This window comes from Actinomadura spongiicola (assembly GCF_003432485.1).
GTDB classification, from domain to species: Bacteria; Actinomycetota; Actinomycetes; order Streptosporangiales; family Streptosporangiaceae; genus Spirillospora; species Spirillospora spongiicola.
Genome location: NZ_QVNQ01000001.1, coordinates 296,391 through 310,679 on the forward strand (window position 1 = coordinate 296,391; position 14,289 = coordinate 310,679).

13 protein-coding genes are annotated in these 14,289 nt (G+C 68.8%); 5 read left to right on the forward strand and 8 right to left on the reverse strand.

The features are described from left to right. The first annotated feature begins 37 nt into the window (after positions 1-37). Positions 38-979 (forward strand): D-alanine--D-alanine ligase family protein, encoded by a 942-nt coding sequence (locus D0T12_RS01435; protein ID WP_117397405.1) that lies wholly within the window; start codon positions 38-40, stop codon positions 977-979. Between the two features lie 1,210 nt (positions 980-2,189). On the opposite strand, the gene D0T12_RS01445 is transcribed toward D0T12_RS01435, so the two are convergent. The 3 genes from D0T12_RS01445 to rsmG form a co-directional block, all read right to left on the reverse strand. After that, positions 2,190-3,170, reverse strand: coding sequence for a ParB/RepB/Spo0J family partition protein (locus D0T12_RS01445; protein WP_117397406.1), 981 nt, complete (start codon positions 3,168-3,170; stop codon positions 2,190-2,192). After that, positions 3,167-4,045, reverse strand: a complete 879-nt coding sequence (locus tag D0T12_RS01450) for a ParA family protein (protein WP_117397407.1) — start codon at positions 4,043-4,045, stop codon at positions 3,167-3,169. Before D0T12_RS01450 ends, D0T12_RS01445 begins: the two co-directional genes overlap by 4 nt. Before the next feature lie 287 nt (positions 4,046-4,332). Next, positions 4,333-5,022, reverse strand: coding sequence for a 16S rRNA (guanine(527)-N(7))-methyltransferase RsmG (gene rsmG / locus D0T12_RS01455; RefSeq protein WP_407642036.1), 690 nt, complete (start codon positions 5,020-5,022; stop codon positions 4,333-4,335). A gap of 175 nt (positions 5,023-5,197) precedes the next feature. Between rsmG and D0T12_RS01460 the strand changes: the two genes are divergently transcribed. Together D0T12_RS01460 and D0T12_RS01465 are read left to right on the forward strand one after the other, a co-directional pair. Continuing rightward, positions 5,198-5,662, forward strand: a complete 465-nt coding sequence (locus D0T12_RS01460; RefSeq protein WP_117397409.1) for a DUF6458 family protein — start codon at positions 5,198-5,200, stop codon at positions 5,660-5,662. A 580-nt stretch (positions 5,663-6,242) separates the two neighbouring features. Next, positions 6,243-7,037, forward strand: a complete 795-nt coding sequence (locus D0T12_RS01465) for a dienelactone hydrolase family protein (protein ID WP_117397410.1) — start codon at positions 6,243-6,245, stop codon at positions 7,035-7,037. Positions 7,038-7,290: 253 nt separating this feature from the next. On the opposite strand, the gene D0T12_RS01470 is transcribed toward D0T12_RS01465, so the two are convergent. From D0T12_RS01470 to rpmH, 5 genes are read right to left on the reverse strand one after another with little or no spacing between them, the layout of a single operon-like run. Then, a complete protein-coding gene (locus D0T12_RS01470; RefSeq protein WP_117397411.1) occupies positions 7,291-7,776 on the reverse strand; it encodes a Jag family protein in 486 nt (161 codons plus the stop codon). A 38-nt stretch (positions 7,777-7,814) separates the two neighbouring features. Continuing rightward, a complete protein-coding gene (gene yidC / locus D0T12_RS01475) occupies positions 7,815-8,777 on the reverse strand; it encodes a membrane protein insertase YidC (protein ID WP_117397412.1) in 963 nt (320 codons plus the stop codon). Further along, entirely contained in the window at positions 8,770-9,162 is a 393-nt protein-coding gene (yidD, locus tag D0T12_RS01480; protein WP_117397413.1) for a membrane protein insertion efficiency factor YidD, read from the reverse strand. Before yidD ends, yidC begins: the two co-directional genes overlap by 8 nt. An 11-nt stretch (positions 9,163-9,173) precedes the next feature. After that, on the reverse strand, positions 9,174-9,542 hold the full coding sequence (gene rnpA, locus D0T12_RS01485; protein WP_117397414.1) for a ribonuclease P protein component: 369 nt from the start codon (positions 9,540-9,542) through the stop codon (positions 9,174-9,176). 13 nt (positions 9,543-9,555) lie between these two features. Further along, entirely contained in the window at positions 9,556-9,693 is a 138-nt protein-coding gene (gene rpmH, locus D0T12_RS01490; RefSeq protein WP_117397415.1) for a 50S ribosomal protein L34, read from the reverse strand. Positions 9,694-10,284: 591 nt separating this feature from the next. Here rpmH and dnaA point away from each other — a divergent pair. Next, positions 10,285-12,405, forward strand: coding sequence for a chromosomal replication initiator protein DnaA (gene dnaA / locus D0T12_RS01495; RefSeq protein WP_117397416.1), 2,121 nt, complete (start codon positions 10,285-10,287; stop codon positions 12,403-12,405). Positions 12,406-13,079: 674 nt separating this feature from the next. Beyond that, positions 13,080-14,222, forward strand: a complete 1,143-nt coding sequence (dnaN, locus tag D0T12_RS01500) for a DNA polymerase III subunit beta (protein ID WP_117397417.1) — start codon at positions 13,080-13,082, stop codon at positions 14,220-14,222. Positions 14,223-14,289: the final 67 nt, after the last annotated feature.

Here is a 14,289-nt window from a genome sequence, read left to right on the forward strand (position 1 = left end):
CGTCTCTGATCACCGCACCAGCTAAGGGGCAGCCTCAGTGGAACTCGGTCATGTCGTCGTCCTGGCCGGAGGACTCTCCTATGAGCGAGAGGTCTCGCTCCGCTCCGGCCGCCGGATCACCGACGCGCTCCGCGCCCTCGACATTCCCGTCGAACTACGCGACGCGGACGCGACACTCCTGGACTCGCTGTCCGACGACCCGCCGGACGTCGTGTTCCCCGTCCTGCACGGCGCCGCCGGAGAGGACGGCTCGATTCGCGACGTCCTCGAACTCCTCGATGTCCGCTATGTCGGCGCCCAACCGGACGCGTGTCGTGTCGCCTGGGACAAGCCGACCGCCAAGTCCGTCGTCCGACGGGCGGGCCTGCGAACCCCAGACTCGGTCGCGCTGCCGAAAGAGGTCTTCCACGACCTTGGCGCCTCGTCCGTGCTCGACCAGATCATCCGCAGCCTCGGCCTTCCGCTGTTCGTCAAACCCACCCGTGGCGGCTCCGCGCTGGGCGCGTCCGTCGTCCACGAGGCCGCGGACCTGTCCGCCGCCATGGTCGGCTGCTTCGCCTACGGCGACGCCGCCCTCGTGGAGCAGTACGTCTCCGGCACCGAAGTCTCCGTAAGCGTCATCGACCGCCAGGGCGACCCCACCGCCCTACCCGCCGTCGAGATCGTCGCCCCCGGCGGCCTCTACGACTACACCGCCCGCTACGACGCCGGCGACACCGAGTTCATCACCCCCGCCCGCCTAACCCCCGACGCCACCGCCCGCGCCACCGCCGCGGCCGTCACCGCCCACCGCGCCCTGGGCCTCCGCGACCTGTCCCGGACCGACCTCATCATCTCCCCCGACGGCGAAGTCCACTTCCTGGAAGTCAACGTCGCCCCCGGCATGACGGAAACAAGCCTCTTCCCCCGCGCCATCAGCGTCGCCGGCCTCGACCTGGGCGAGGTCTGCCGCGACCTCCTCCTAACCCGCCTCACCTAACGCCTACGGACTACTTCGCCACTGGCAGCACAGCGGCGCCTGGGCGCAGCCCCCTGGCCGCCCTGCAGACCCGCGCCGACGCGGCAATCCTGATCGGCCGGGATGTGAACGTCGGCTCCACGACCATGCGGGCCCAACCAGCACGCCGCCGGTGCGCGACGACGCGGCGACCTGAAGCGCGAGCCACCCGGCGGGACGGTCGCCGAGCCAGCCGATCACGCGCTGGTCCCGCCCGGCAAGTTGTCGACCACGGCGCACCTGCGCAGGGACGAGATCTCCAAGGGTCGACATATCGATACCTGACCCTCACTTCTCACACCCATGAGGCACACGCCGTAGGTGGACCCCCTTCCGACCACTCCTGAACACACCGCACACGCCCCCGACGATCGCCATCCGTCCCCATGTTTCCCATGAAACATCGGACCGCCACCCGGAGGCCATCGGACGCCTCACCACGCCACTCCAGCCGAAGCCCGACGAACCCACCGCAAACAAGCGAACGAACGCTCGATCAATCCGCGATGTTTCACGGGAAACATCGCGGTGCTAGCGGGGCTGGTTGCCTGCGGGGCGGGTTCCACGTTGAACGAAGACCTCTCGAAGCAAACAGCTCTGTCGTTCGTAGCGCGTTTCCGGGTGTGGCATCGTCCGGCGCTGGGGCGTGTGCATGCCCTTACGAGCCACTTGTCGAACGCCCCCGGCGGTGGGCCGCTCCAGGAGGATCTGGCTAACCCGTGCGTGACCCTCGTTGTCGATTCGCTGGTTGTCCGACGGCCTCTCTCGGGTCGAGCGGCCGATCACCGTCGCCTCCAGCACCTCGCTACGGACGTCAGCGAGGGGCCCGGTCCTACTCGCTTTCCCGCCGCCGGGCCGCGTCCGACCGGGATTTTCGCTGGGAGGACCGCTACGGTGCCGCGTGCTCCGGCAGTCGAACGAGTGGGCCATCGTTCGCCGCTCGGTCAGCGGTGTATCGGGGGACATGATGCGGTTCGTGCATCAAGGACGCGTCACGGCTGCACCTTGTTTGGCTCATGGGCCGAAGGGGTGGGCAAGGTGCGGGACCGGAAGGGCAGCTGGAAGGTGCGAGCGCGCGCCGGGCGGCGTCGTGCTGGTGGCGCGGCGGGGATGGTGTGGTCGGTGCGTTTCGGGTGGGGCGTGGTGACGTGCCCCGGCGGCTCGTTTGGGCTGCCGGGGCGTTGGAGGAAGGTCAGGTTTCGATGCCGTCGTCGGGGGCCATGGACTTGATGATGCGGTCCAGGTCCTCCAGCGTGGCGAACTCGACCACGATCTTGCCCTTGTTGCGGCCCATGTCGACGCGGACCTTGGTCTCGTAGCGGTCGGAGAGACGGTCGGCGAGTTCCTGGAGCCCGGGGGCGACGGGCTTCTTGCGGCGGCCCGCGCGGGGGGCCTTCGGCTCGTCGTCGACTTCGCGGAGGGCGATGATCTCCTCGACCGCGCGGACGGAGAGGCCCTCCTGGACGATCCGCAGCGCCAGGTGCTCCTGTGCCTCGAAGCTGTCGAGCGACAGGAGGGCGCGGGCGTGTCCAGCGGACAGCACACCGGCGGCGACACGGCGTTGCACGGTCGGCGGCAGGTTCAGAAGCCGGAGCGTGTTGGTGATGTGCGGGCGCGACCGACCGATGCGTCCGGCGAGTTGCTCGTGGGTGGCGCCGAAGTCCTGCAGCAGTTGCTGGTAGGCCGCCGCCTCCTCCAGCGGGTTGAGCTGCTGCCGGTGGAGGTTCTCCATGAGGGCGTCACGGAGCAGATCATCGTCGTTGGTGTCGCGGACGATGGCCGGGATGACGGCCAGTCCGGCCTGGGTGGCCGCCCGCAGGCGGCGCTCACCCATGATCAGCTCGTAGTCGCTCTCACCCGAGGTGACCCTGCGGACCACGACCGGCTGGAGGAGTCCGACGATGCGGATGGACTCGGCGAGTTCCTCCAGGGCCGCGTCGTCGAAGTGGCTGCGGGGCTGACGCGGGTTGGGGGTGATGGACCGGACGGGAAGCTCCGCGAAATGGGCGCCCGCGACCGGCTCCAGAGCCGGGGCGGACACGCCGATGCCGTTCGTCCCGCCCGGCAGGCCCGGCTCGCGTGCGCCGTCCGGGTCGCCGGACGGTGGTGGGACCGGGGCGGTGGGAATGAGGGCGCCGAGTCCCCTGCCGAGACCGCGTCGCTGCTGGCTCACTGGACGGCTCCTCCATGGGCCATTTCGTAGGCGGCTTCGCTGTAGGCGAGCGCGCCGCTCGAACCGGGATCGTACGTCATCACGGACTGCCCGTAGCTCGGAGCCTCGGACACCCGGACGCTGCGGGGAATGACCGTGTTGAGGACGACGTCACCGAAATGGCTCCGGACGTCCTCGGCCACCTGCGCGGCGAGGCGCGTCCGGGCGTCGTACATCGTGAGCAGGATCGTGGACACCCTCAGTTTCTGGTTGAGGTGCGCCTTGACGAGGTCGACGGTTCGGATCAGCTGCCCGAGGCCCTCCAACGCGTAGTACTCGCATTGGATGGGGATGAGTAGTTCGTCCCCGCCGACGAGAGCGTTCACGGTGAGCAGCCCGAGGGACGGCGGGCAGTCGATCAGGACGTAGTCGAACTTGTTGGTGTCGTAGGCGTCCAGCGCCCGCCGGAGCCGCGACTCGCGCGCCACCTTGGAGACGAGTTCGATCTCGGCTCCGGCGAGGTTGAGCGTCGCGGGCGCGCAGTACAGGTTGGGGATCTCCGGGGCCGGGACGACGATGTCGTCCAGGGGCATGTCCTCGATCAGCACCTCGTAGATCGACGGGACCTCAGCGTGGTGCTCGACACCGAGCGCGGTGGACGCGTTGCCCTGGGGGTCGAGGTCGACCACGAGGACCTGGGCGCCGTGCATGGCGAGTGATGCGGCCAGGTTCACCGAACTGGTGGTCTTCCCCACGCCGCCTTTCTGGTTGGCGATGGTGACCACACGGCAGTGGTCGGGCCGCGGCCATTCCCTGTCCCTGCGGCTCGATGCCGTTTTCACCGCCGTGGCCGTTGTTTCACGTGAAACCTTGGCGTCCTTGAGCGCCTCGCGCACGAGTTCTGACTCCCCCTGATTTGGTCCCTTGCGCGGAGCCGGCGGCCGTGCGCCACCGGCGTTCGTCGGCACAAGGCCGACGTTCTCCGCGGTTCCGGACGTCGTGGTGCTCCACATCGCGTGTCCGGAGGGCGCGGGCCCCGGTGAAGTGCCCGGAGCCGCCTCCCCCCGCGTCCCGGCGGGCACGGCCGTCCGAGCGGCGTCCTCATCCGGCCCGGCCGGGCCGGACGGCTGTTCGTCGGGGGATTCGTCGGCGCGGTCAGGCCTACCAAGTCCTGGTCCCGTGCTCATGAAGACCTCTTCCTCGACCCTTTAGCACGCCGGGGCGCGCGCTGTCGTCGCCCGACGACCTCGCCCCGGCCGGCGACGACACGGACGAGCGTTGTCGGCGAATCGACCATACCGCGCCCGACTTGCAGCAGTTCCGTGCTCTGCACACCGAACCGTTTCAGGACGGTCTCCGCCTCGTCCAGTTCGACCGCGGCCCGTTCTCCCTTGAGCGCGAGCAGTTCTCCGCCCGGACGCAGCAACGGAAGCGCCCATGTCACCAAGCGTTTGAGGGGTGCGACGGCGCGTGCCGTGGCGACGTCCACCGTGATCTCCCCGACCATGTCCTCGGCCCGTCCCCGCCGCACGTCGACATTGCGCAGATCGAGCATTTCTATGCATTCGGTCAGAAAGGTGGTGCGCCTCAGCAGCGGCTCCAGCAGGGTGATCCGCAGATCGGGCCGGACGATCGCGAGGACGATACCCGGAAGGCCCGCCCCGGACCCGACGTCCACGACCCGCGCGTCCGGTGGGATCACGTCCGCCACCACCGCACAGTTGATCAGGTGACGTTCCCAGAGGCGATCGGTCTCCCGCGGCCCGATGAGCCCGCGCTCGACCCCGGCCGTCTCAAGGAACGCCGCGTAGCGTTCCGCGACCGGGAGCGCATCACCGAAGACCACCTCACGTCCAATCCCCACCCGACGAATCGTTCCACAAAAGCACCGGGGAGCGTGCACGCGAAACGTGCCGGTGAAAGCGGAGCCCACGCGCCGGGACCCTCACGCCATGGCAAGAACCACATCACCCTGTGGCATATCCCGCACCGGTCGGGTATAGGGCCCGCTGTGTCGCCCCCCTAGCCCCCGGAAGGAGCTCCGACAGATGGGAATCGGAGTCAGTCTCGCATTCATCGCCCTTGGTGCGATCCTCGCGTTCGCCCTTCGCGTCGATCTCAGCGGCATTGACATTCACCTGGTCGGCTGGATCCTCATCCTGGTTGGGCTGATCAGCATGGGCTTCACCCTGAAGTACACGCGGCCCCGGCGCCGCGTCGGTCGTGTCGTCGGCGCGGACCCCGCCTACGGGGACGAGCCCGGAACGATAGTCCGCGAGGAGCACATCATCGAGGACCCGGCGCCGGTCGGCCGTCCCGCCGAGCGAGTCGAACGTGTGATCGAGCACCCGGCGGACGCGGGACAGCCGACCGGCCATCTCGCGCAGGACCCGGCCTACGCCCAGGACCCGGCGCACGCCCAGGACCCTGCCACGGAGAACACCACGTCCATCGTCGACTCACCGGCGCGACCCGTCACCCAGCGACGCAGGTGGCGCCGAACGACCCGCTGACACGGAACAGACCGTCCGATCCCGCTCGGTGTGTCTTGGGCGGCGGTCACACCGAGCACCCGGGCCCCGCGCTCCCGCGGCGCGGGGCCCTCCCCTGCTTTCACGTTCCCAGGCCGCCGCCTGCGTCCACGAACCGACGTCGTCCCGCTGCACGGCCCGTTCGGCGAGCCTGTGCGCCACCGCCCTTGTAGTTCGGCTGACCGGGGCGTCCGGAGAGGTGCCGGTGATGCGGCGGAGCGGATCGGCGTAGCGTTCCCGGAACTCGAGTGTCGTGGCGGGCATCTGGTCAGCGGTCTTGCGCGGCGTAGCACGCCAACTCGGTGGCGAGATGGACGCTCGTCGGTGAGAGGACTGAGAGGTCAAGAGGCGTCGTCCGGGCATGTGGTCATCTGCTGGATGGTTAGGTGGTAAGGCGATAACTACCGGAAGGGGCGTTGCGCCACGCACGGCTTGGTGGCCCGGTGCTCTGTCGACCGCCCTGCGGGCGGGGTGTGGTTCCAGACGACAGAGGACCTTGCGTTGCGGCGCGGGCTCCCCACCTGTCGTGTTGATCAGAGGCTCGCCCACGACAGGAGAGTTCATGCCCAGCGAGACGTTGCAGATCCTCACCGCGGACGGCCGAGCCGACGCTTTCGTCGCCTTCCCCGACGATGGCAGGCCGCACCCGGGAGTGCTGCTGTACACCGACGCCTTCGGTGTCCGGCCCGAACTGGAGGGCAAAGCTCGCGAACTGGCCGAGCACGGGTACTACGTACTCGTCCCCAATTTCTACTATCGGCACGGCCCGGCACCGGTGTTCGAGCTTCCCGAGCACATCGGCGAGGAGACCCGGCCCGTGCTCATCGCCCGGGCGTTGTCCTGGATCAAGGAGCACACCCCCGAACGGATCCTGCGCGACGCTGACGCCTACCTCAGCTTTCTCACCACCCGACCCGAGGTCGGGGCCGGACCGGTCGCCGTGGTCGGCTACTGCTTCGGCGCGGTCCTGGCGATGCGCACCGCGGCGGCCCACCCCGAACAGGTGGCCGCCGTCGCCGGTTTCCACCCCGGCGCCCTGGTCACCGACGCGCCCGACAGCCCGCACCGCCACGCCGCCACGCTCACCGCCCAGGTTCATCTCGGCCTCGCCGAAGGGGACCTGTCGTCCGATGCCATCAGCGAACTCAACCGATCATTGGACGCCGCAGGCGTCGACTACACCATCGAGGTCTACCCCGGCACCCGCCATGGGTTCACCATGTCCGACACCGACGCCTTCGACCCCTCCGGACTTCGGCGCCACTGGGAAGAGCTGCTCAAACTCCTCAACCGCACCCTGCCCAACAGCTCGATGCGCTGGCGTAACCAGCCCGGGAACACCTTCACCGCGGGCTGAGGCTCGTCGTGGCGGACGGGGGCAGATCAGGACATGGCCCAGGTCGGCGGCGGCCTTTTCCACCCCGGCGCCGGCGCATCCCTTGTCGCACACGATCGGGCACGGGCCGGGTGCGGCCTGCCTGACGTGCAGCAGGTGCACGGCGTGGGGTGGTGGGGGGGCGGGTTCTTGGTTGGCGGGGTGGAGATACGGGACGGCCCCGGGCTTGGTGGGCGCCGGGGCCGGTGGAGCAGTGAGTCGTGTCGGGTGAGGCTTAGGCGGGGTAGACGATGACGTAGCGGTCGGGTTCTTCGCCTTCGGACTCGCTGCGCAGGCCCGCGGCGGCCACCGCGTCGTGGACGATCTTGCGCTCGAAGGGGGTCATCGGCGCGAGCGGCTTCGGCTCGCCCGCCTGCTTGACCTCGTCGGCGACGTCCGTCCCGAGTTTGGTGAGTTCGGCGCGGCGGCGCTCGCGGTAGCCGCCGATGTCGAGCATGAGCCGGGTGCGGTTGCCCGTCTGGCGGTGGACGGCCAGGCGGGTCAGTTCCTGCAGCGCCTCCAGGACCTCGCCGCGCTTGCCGACCAGTTCGTCCAGGGAACCGCCGACGACGGCGACGATCGCGCGTTCGCCCTCGACGTCCATGTCGATGTCGCCGTCGTAGTCACCGATGTCCAGGAGGCCCTCGATGTAGTCGGCGGCGATCTCGCCTTCCTGCTCAAGCGCCTGGACGTCGACCTCGGTGGTGTCGGTCTGACTCAACGGGGTTCTCCTTCTCCGGCACGTACTCGGGGTTCAAACTAGCGCTTCTGGGTGCCGCTGCGCTTGCTGCGCGGCTTGCGGGTCGGCTGGTTGCGGACGACCTTCGGCTTGTCGTCCGGCTCGGGAGCGGGCTCGGCCGCCTTCTTCAGCTTGGTCTTGGTGCCGGACGGAGGCTGCCCGTTCTTGGACCCGGCGCTCTTCGGACCCGTCTTGGCGGTGGGCGCGGGTTCGCCGTCCTTACCGAGCGGCGGGTACTTCTTGTAGATGTAGTGCTGCTGCGCCAGCGTCCAGGTGTTGGACGTGACCCAGTACATCAGGACGCCCAGCGGGAAGCCGAGCCCGAAGAGGCCGAACAGCGGCGCGAGGAAGACCATCATCTTCTGCGCCTGCATCATCGGGTTGGCGTCGTCGGTGACGGGCTGCCGCTTGATGCTCGCCCGGACGGTGAAGAACGTGGTGCAGGAGCTGATGATCACGGCGAGGCCGGTGACGACGATGGCCGTCCAGCTCTTGGGGTCGTCGCCCCAGGCGTTCAGGAAGGTGTCGGGGATGTGGGCGCCGAAGATGCTGGCCTTCTGGGCACTCGACACCACCTCGGCGGAGAGGGCGAAGACGGACTCGCCCTCCTTGGCGTCCGAGATCTTCTGCAGCGTCTGGAAGAGGCCGATGAAGACGGGCATCTGCACCAAGAGCGGCAGGCAGCCCGAGAGCGGGTTGGCGCCGTTCTCCTGGTAGAGCTTCATGACCTCCTGGTTGAGGCGCTGCTTGTCGTTCTTGTACTTCTTACGCAGCGCCTGGACCTTGGGGTTCAGCTCCTGCATCTTCCGCGAAGCGTGAATCTGCTTCACGAACAGCGGAACCATGACGAGCCGCAGCAGGACGGTGAGCAGAATGATCGTGCCGCCCCAGGCCCATCCACTGTCCTCGGGGAGAACGGTGCTCAGCCCCGTGTGGATCCACGCGATGAGCTGAGCGACGATCTCGTACAACCAGTCAAGCACCGGGCAGCTCCTTGGGCTCTGCTAGGGCGGGGCCGCTCTCTTGGCGGCCGGAGTTCGAGGAAGCCGCCGCGGATCGCGCCTGGGGGGTCGTCCCCTCAGGCCCCTCGGAGAAGCGCGTCCTGGACGACTTCTTCGGCGGCACCGGGTCGTGACCCCCGGGGTGGAAGGGGTGGCACCGCGCGATTCGGCGGGCCGTCAGCCATGTGCCGTGCAACGCGCCGTGCACCTGGAGGGCCTCCAGGCCGTAGGCGCTGCAACTGGGCTGGAATCGGCACTGCTGCCCGAGCAGGGGACTCAAGAAGCGGCGGTAGGCGCGGACGAGAAGGATCAGCAGGCCCGCGACGGGGCCCGGGGGACCCGCCGGGTGATCCGAGGGGAACGTCATCCCCTGACTCCTCATCTCCGCCCCTTGGACGTGGGCCGCAGCAGCCGGTCGAGCGCCGACTCCAGATCCGCGGCCAGTTCGTCAGGACGCGCCGTCCCCGCGGTGGGGGTGGCGCGTACTACGAGCAGGCTACCCGCTGGGAGCCGGTCCAGGTGCGGGCGCATCAGATGGCGCAGCCGCCGCCGCGTGGTGTTGCGGACGACCGCGTTTCCCACGGTGCGCGCCACGATGAACCCGACCAGCGGCGCGGGGGCCGCGTCGGGAGCCTGGTCCGGGTGAAGCAGGTGAACCACGACGTTCGGCCGTCCGGCGCGGCGACCGCGCCGGACGGCCAACGTGAAGTCGTCCCGCCGCCGCATCCGGTTTCCGGACGGCAGCACGCTGAGCGGTGGATCAGACCGCGATGCGAGCACGGCCCTTGCCGCGCCGGTTGGACAGGATCGCGCGTCCGGCGCGTGTGCGCATGCGCAGCCGGAAGCCGTGCTTCTTGTGGCGACGACGGTTGTTCGGCTGGAAAGTACGCTTGCTCACTTGAGGCTCCAGTGCTGCGGTCGGTTGGTCGGCGAAAAAAGCTCGATAGTTCGCATCGAGGGCCGCGTCCGGTCCCCCGCAGCGGGGGCCCACCCGAGCCTGTCTGGAGGGGCTGTCGGCGGGCACGCGTCATCCCCGTCGATGCGACTCGACCTCAGAACGTTACGGGCTCCGGCGCAGACGGTCAAACGAGGCGACCGCCGCCGACCCCCGGACGGACCATGATCGGTAAGGTCGGAGGGGTCGTGGCCGTGTTGCGGGCGGGGGCGGCAGCGGTTAGGGTCGTCCGGGCGAACCGACGTCCGTCGAACCCCCCTCGGGCACTCTGCCCACTCAAGCCCCCGTTCAGAACCACACCCCGTATCGGCCACGTGAAGGCCGGAGACTCCCGACCCTGTTCACAGGAACCCGCGTGCCGGGTTTTACACAGGGCGCCTCATGCTTATGCACAGCATGTGGACAACTCTGTGGACAACTCGTGAGAGAGTAAGTCTTCCGCGTCGCGGCCGTGCTCTGTGAGGCCGGACGTGTCCTGTGGGAGAACCAGGCAGTGAGGTACTCCGTCGGACGGAGGGGGAGGGGAGCTTGCGCATGGACGGTCAGGATCTCGGATCAGTCTGGGCCCGCACCCTCACCGCCCTGGCCGAGAGCGACCTGTCTCCGAGTTACCGCGCATGGCTGCCGATGGTCCGACCGCTGGCACTGGTTGAGGGGACGGCCCTCCTCGCGGCGCCGAACGACTTCGCCAAGGACGCGCTGGAAACACGCCTGCGCAACCTCATCACGCAGGCCCTTTCCCGCGAGCTTGGCAGGGAGATCCGCGTCGCGGTGACCGTCCAGCCGGAGCCGCCCGGTGGGGCGTCGCGGGCGGGGGCGGGCGAGCCGCTGACGGCGCCGCTTCCCGGTCCAGGTCCTGGAGGCGGGCTCGGAATGCACGAGCCCGCACCTTCTTCTTATGGCGATCCCTACCCGGACCCGTCGCGCGACGACCGCGACCGGGAACGTGACCGCGAGCGTCCTTACACCGAGCAGCCCTACGGCGAACGGTCGGACCGTCCGTACATGGAGCAGCCGTACGGCGACCCTGGGTATCGACCGCAGTCGGGAGTTACCCACAGCCCCGGTGGCGGCCCCGGAGGTTATCCACAGGCTCAGGATGACGAGCGCGAGTCGTATCCGTCCCCTTACGGACCCGGTCCGGGTGGACGGGGCCCGGGCCCGTCGTACGAAGGTCGGGGTCCGCAGGGTTATCCGGGCTACGGCGCGCAGGAAGGCTTCGGTGGGGAGCCCCCGGGGCGTCCCCCGCACTCGCATCTGAACGACCGCACACTCGGCCCGATGCGTCCGGGCGGGCGCGTGGAGCAACCAGGCCGCGAACCCCAGCACGGCGGCTCTGATCCGTCGCTCGGCCACGCGGAGGACACCCTCCAGGGTGAGCACCCGTCGTTCCCTGGAGGAGAGCAGCCCTTCCTGGGGTCCGACCAGTACGGCAGCGGCTCCGAGCAGTACGGCGCTGGCGGCGATCCGTTTCGCGGTGAGGAGCCGTACCGCGGCGAGGGCGGGTTTCGGGACGAGGAGGCCTCCGACGCCCGCGCCCCGGGCGGCGCCCCCGCAGGTGGCCCGGGCGTTCCGGCGCCCGGGTCCGGAGGGAACGCGGGCGCCGTGGCGTCCGAGCACGCCCGTCTCAATCCGAAGTACACGTTCGAGACGTTCGTCATCGGCTCGTCGAACAGGTTCGCGCACGCGGCCGCCGTCGCGGTCGCCGAGCAACCGGCCAAGGCGTACAACCCGCTGTTCGTCTACGGCGACTCGGGTCTCGGCAAGACACACCTTCTCCACGCGATCGGGCATTACGCGCAAAGCCTCTTTAATGGCGCGCGTGTCCGTTATGTGAGTTCCGAAGAGTTCACGAACGACTTCATCAACTCGATCCGCGACGGAAAGGCCGACGGGTTCCGCCGCCGCTACCGGGACGTCGACATCCTCCTCGTCGACGACATCCAGTTCCTTGAGGGCAAGGAACAGACGCAGGAGGAGTTCTTCCACACCTTCAACACCCTCCACAACGCCAGCAAGCAGATCGTGATCTCCAGCGACCGTCCGCCCAAGGAGCTGGTGACGCTGGAGGACCGGCTGCGCAACCGGTTCGAGTGGGGGCTGACGACCGACGTCCAGCCGCCCGAGCTGGAGACGCGCATCGCGATCCTGCAGAAGAAGGCGCGGCAGGAGGGCCTCGCCGCGCCGCCGGACGTGCTGGAGTTCATCGCCTCGCAGATCGCGACGAACATCCGCGAGCTGGAGGGCGCGCTGATCCGGGTTACGGCGTTCGCGAGCCTGAACCGGCAGTCGGTCGACATGAAGCTCGCCGAGATCGTCTTGAAGGACCTCATCCCGAACGACTCCGGGCCCGAGATCACCGCCGCGATGATCATGGCGCAGACCGTGGAGTACTTCGGCACGACGATCGACGACCTGTGCGGGCCGTCCCGCTCCCGGATGCTGGTCACCGCGCGGCAGATCGCGATGTACCTGTGCCGCGAGCTGACGGACCTGTCGCTTCCCAAGATCGGGCAGCAGTTCGGCGGCCGTGACCACACCACGGTCATGCACGCCGAACGCAAGATCCGGTCGCTGATGGCCGAGCGTCGCGCCATCTACAACCAGGTCACGGAGCTGACCGGACGCATCAAGCACCAGGCCCGCAAACGCTGATCGTCGCCGTTGTGCACAGTGTGGACAGACCGGCGACACCCCTGTGGACGGCCGCCGATCGCCTTGTCCACACCCCGTCCGCCGGACGGATCCGACAAAAGACGTGCTTCGCCCAAGAAGCCGAGTCGCTACTCACAAGTTGTGGAAAACTCTGGGGATTTTCGTGGATAACCCGGTGGGCAACCCCTGGAGAACCTGAGGATGAACAGTGGACGGATGTGGATTACCGTGCACGGACACCCGGCGCCCTGGGGAAAACCCGTGGATGACCGGTGGACAACCTGGGGAAGGCCTGGGGACGGCCCGGTGGGCCGACCACGTGGTCATCCGCCCAGTGTCCACAAGCCGCCGAAACAGACGGCATACCCGTGGAGAACTCGTGGATAACCGGGGGATAGCTTGAGGATGACGTGTGGGGACGATTTCGTCGTCCCCAGGCGCCGCTGCGCCGTCCACCGTCCATGCACAGCCCCGGTGGACAGAGAAACGGGGTCTCACCTGGGCAGACGCGGTCTGTCCACAGTATGCACAGCCCCTATTACTAGTACTGCACTACTTCTCTACCCAAGAAAAGATCCATCTCAAGTCAGGGCCTGGGGACAACCCGACCCGAGTGCCCCGGCCATGCCAGGATCACCTCAGCCTTGTTCGACACCTGCAGGAGGCGGGTCCCCTTGAAGTTCCGCATCGACAGAGACGCCCTCGCCGACGCCGTGGCCTGGACCGCGCGCACGCTCCCCGTACGTCCCCCGGTGCCGGTCCTCGCGGGCATGCACATCGTCGCCGGAGGGGAGGAGAACAGCGACCGGCTGAAGCTGTCCGCGTTCGACTACGAGGTCTCCGCGCAGGTGTCCACGGACATCGACGTGGAGGAGGCGGGCACGGCCCTGGTCTCCGGCCGCCTCCTCGCCGAGATCTCGCGCAGCCTTCCTCCACACCCTGTGGAGGTGACGACGGACGGCGCGAAGGTGATGCTCCGCTGCGGCAGCGCGAAGTTCACACTCCTCACCATGCCTGTGGAGGACTACCCGACCCTGCCGGAGATGCCCCCGGCCGCCGGGTCCGTGGGCAGCGACGAGTTCGCCGCGGCCGTCGGGCAGGTCGCGATCGCCGCGGGCAAGGACGACACGATCCCGATGCTCACCGGCGTCCGGGTGGAGATCGAGGGCGAGACCGTCACGCTGGCGTCCACGGACCGCTACCGTCTCGCCGTCCGTGAGCTGCACTGGAAGCCGGAGCGCCCCGACTTCTCCGCCGTCGCGCTCGTCCCGGCCAAGACGCTCGCCGACACCGCCAAGTCGCTGACGGCGGGCGCCGAGGTGTCGATCGCGCTCGGCGGGACGGGCGGCACCGGCGAAGGCATGATCGGTTTCGAGGGCGGCGGCCGCCGGACCACGTCCCGCCTCCTGGACGGCGACTTCGTCAAGTACAGGTCGCTGCTGCCGAGCGAGTACGCGGGCCTCGCCGACATCCAGACGGCGCCGTTCATCGAGGCCGTGAAACGCGTCTCCCTCGTCGCCGAGCGCAACACCCCCGTACGGCTGTCGTTCAGCCAGGGCGAGGTCGTCCTGGAGGCCGGCACCGGGGACGAGGCCCAGGCCGTGGAGGCGCTGGAGGCGACGCTGGAGGGCGAGGACATCGACATCGCCTTCAACCCCGCGTTCCTCCTCGACGGGCTCTCCGCGATCGGCTCGGACGTCGCCCGGCTGTCGTTCACCACGCCGACGAAGCCGGCCGTCCTCACCGGCAAACCCCCGCAGGACGGCGAGAACCCGAACTACCGTTACCTGATCATGCCGGTCCGGCTTTCCGGGTAGTGCGGTGAGCCTTTCGTCTCGGTGACGCGGTGGGACACGCCGGATGAAAGGCTCACTCCAGGGCATG

Coding starts and splice junctions, on each gene's coding strand:
- dnaA (WP_117397416.1), top strand. CDS start 10,285: ATGGACGGTCAGGATCTCGGATCAGTCTGGGCCCGCACCCTCACCGCC.
- yidD (WP_117397413.1), bottom strand. CDS start 9,162: ATGACGTTCCCCTCGGATCACCCGGCGGGTCCCCCGGGCCCCGTCGCG.
- D0T12_RS01465 (WP_117397410.1), top strand. CDS start 6,243: ATGCCCAGCGAGACGTTGCAGATCCTCACCGCGGACGGCCGAGCCGAC.
- D0T12_RS01460 (WP_117397409.1), top strand. CDS start 5,198: ATGGGAATCGGAGTCAGTCTCGCATTCATCGCCCTTGGTGCGATCCTC.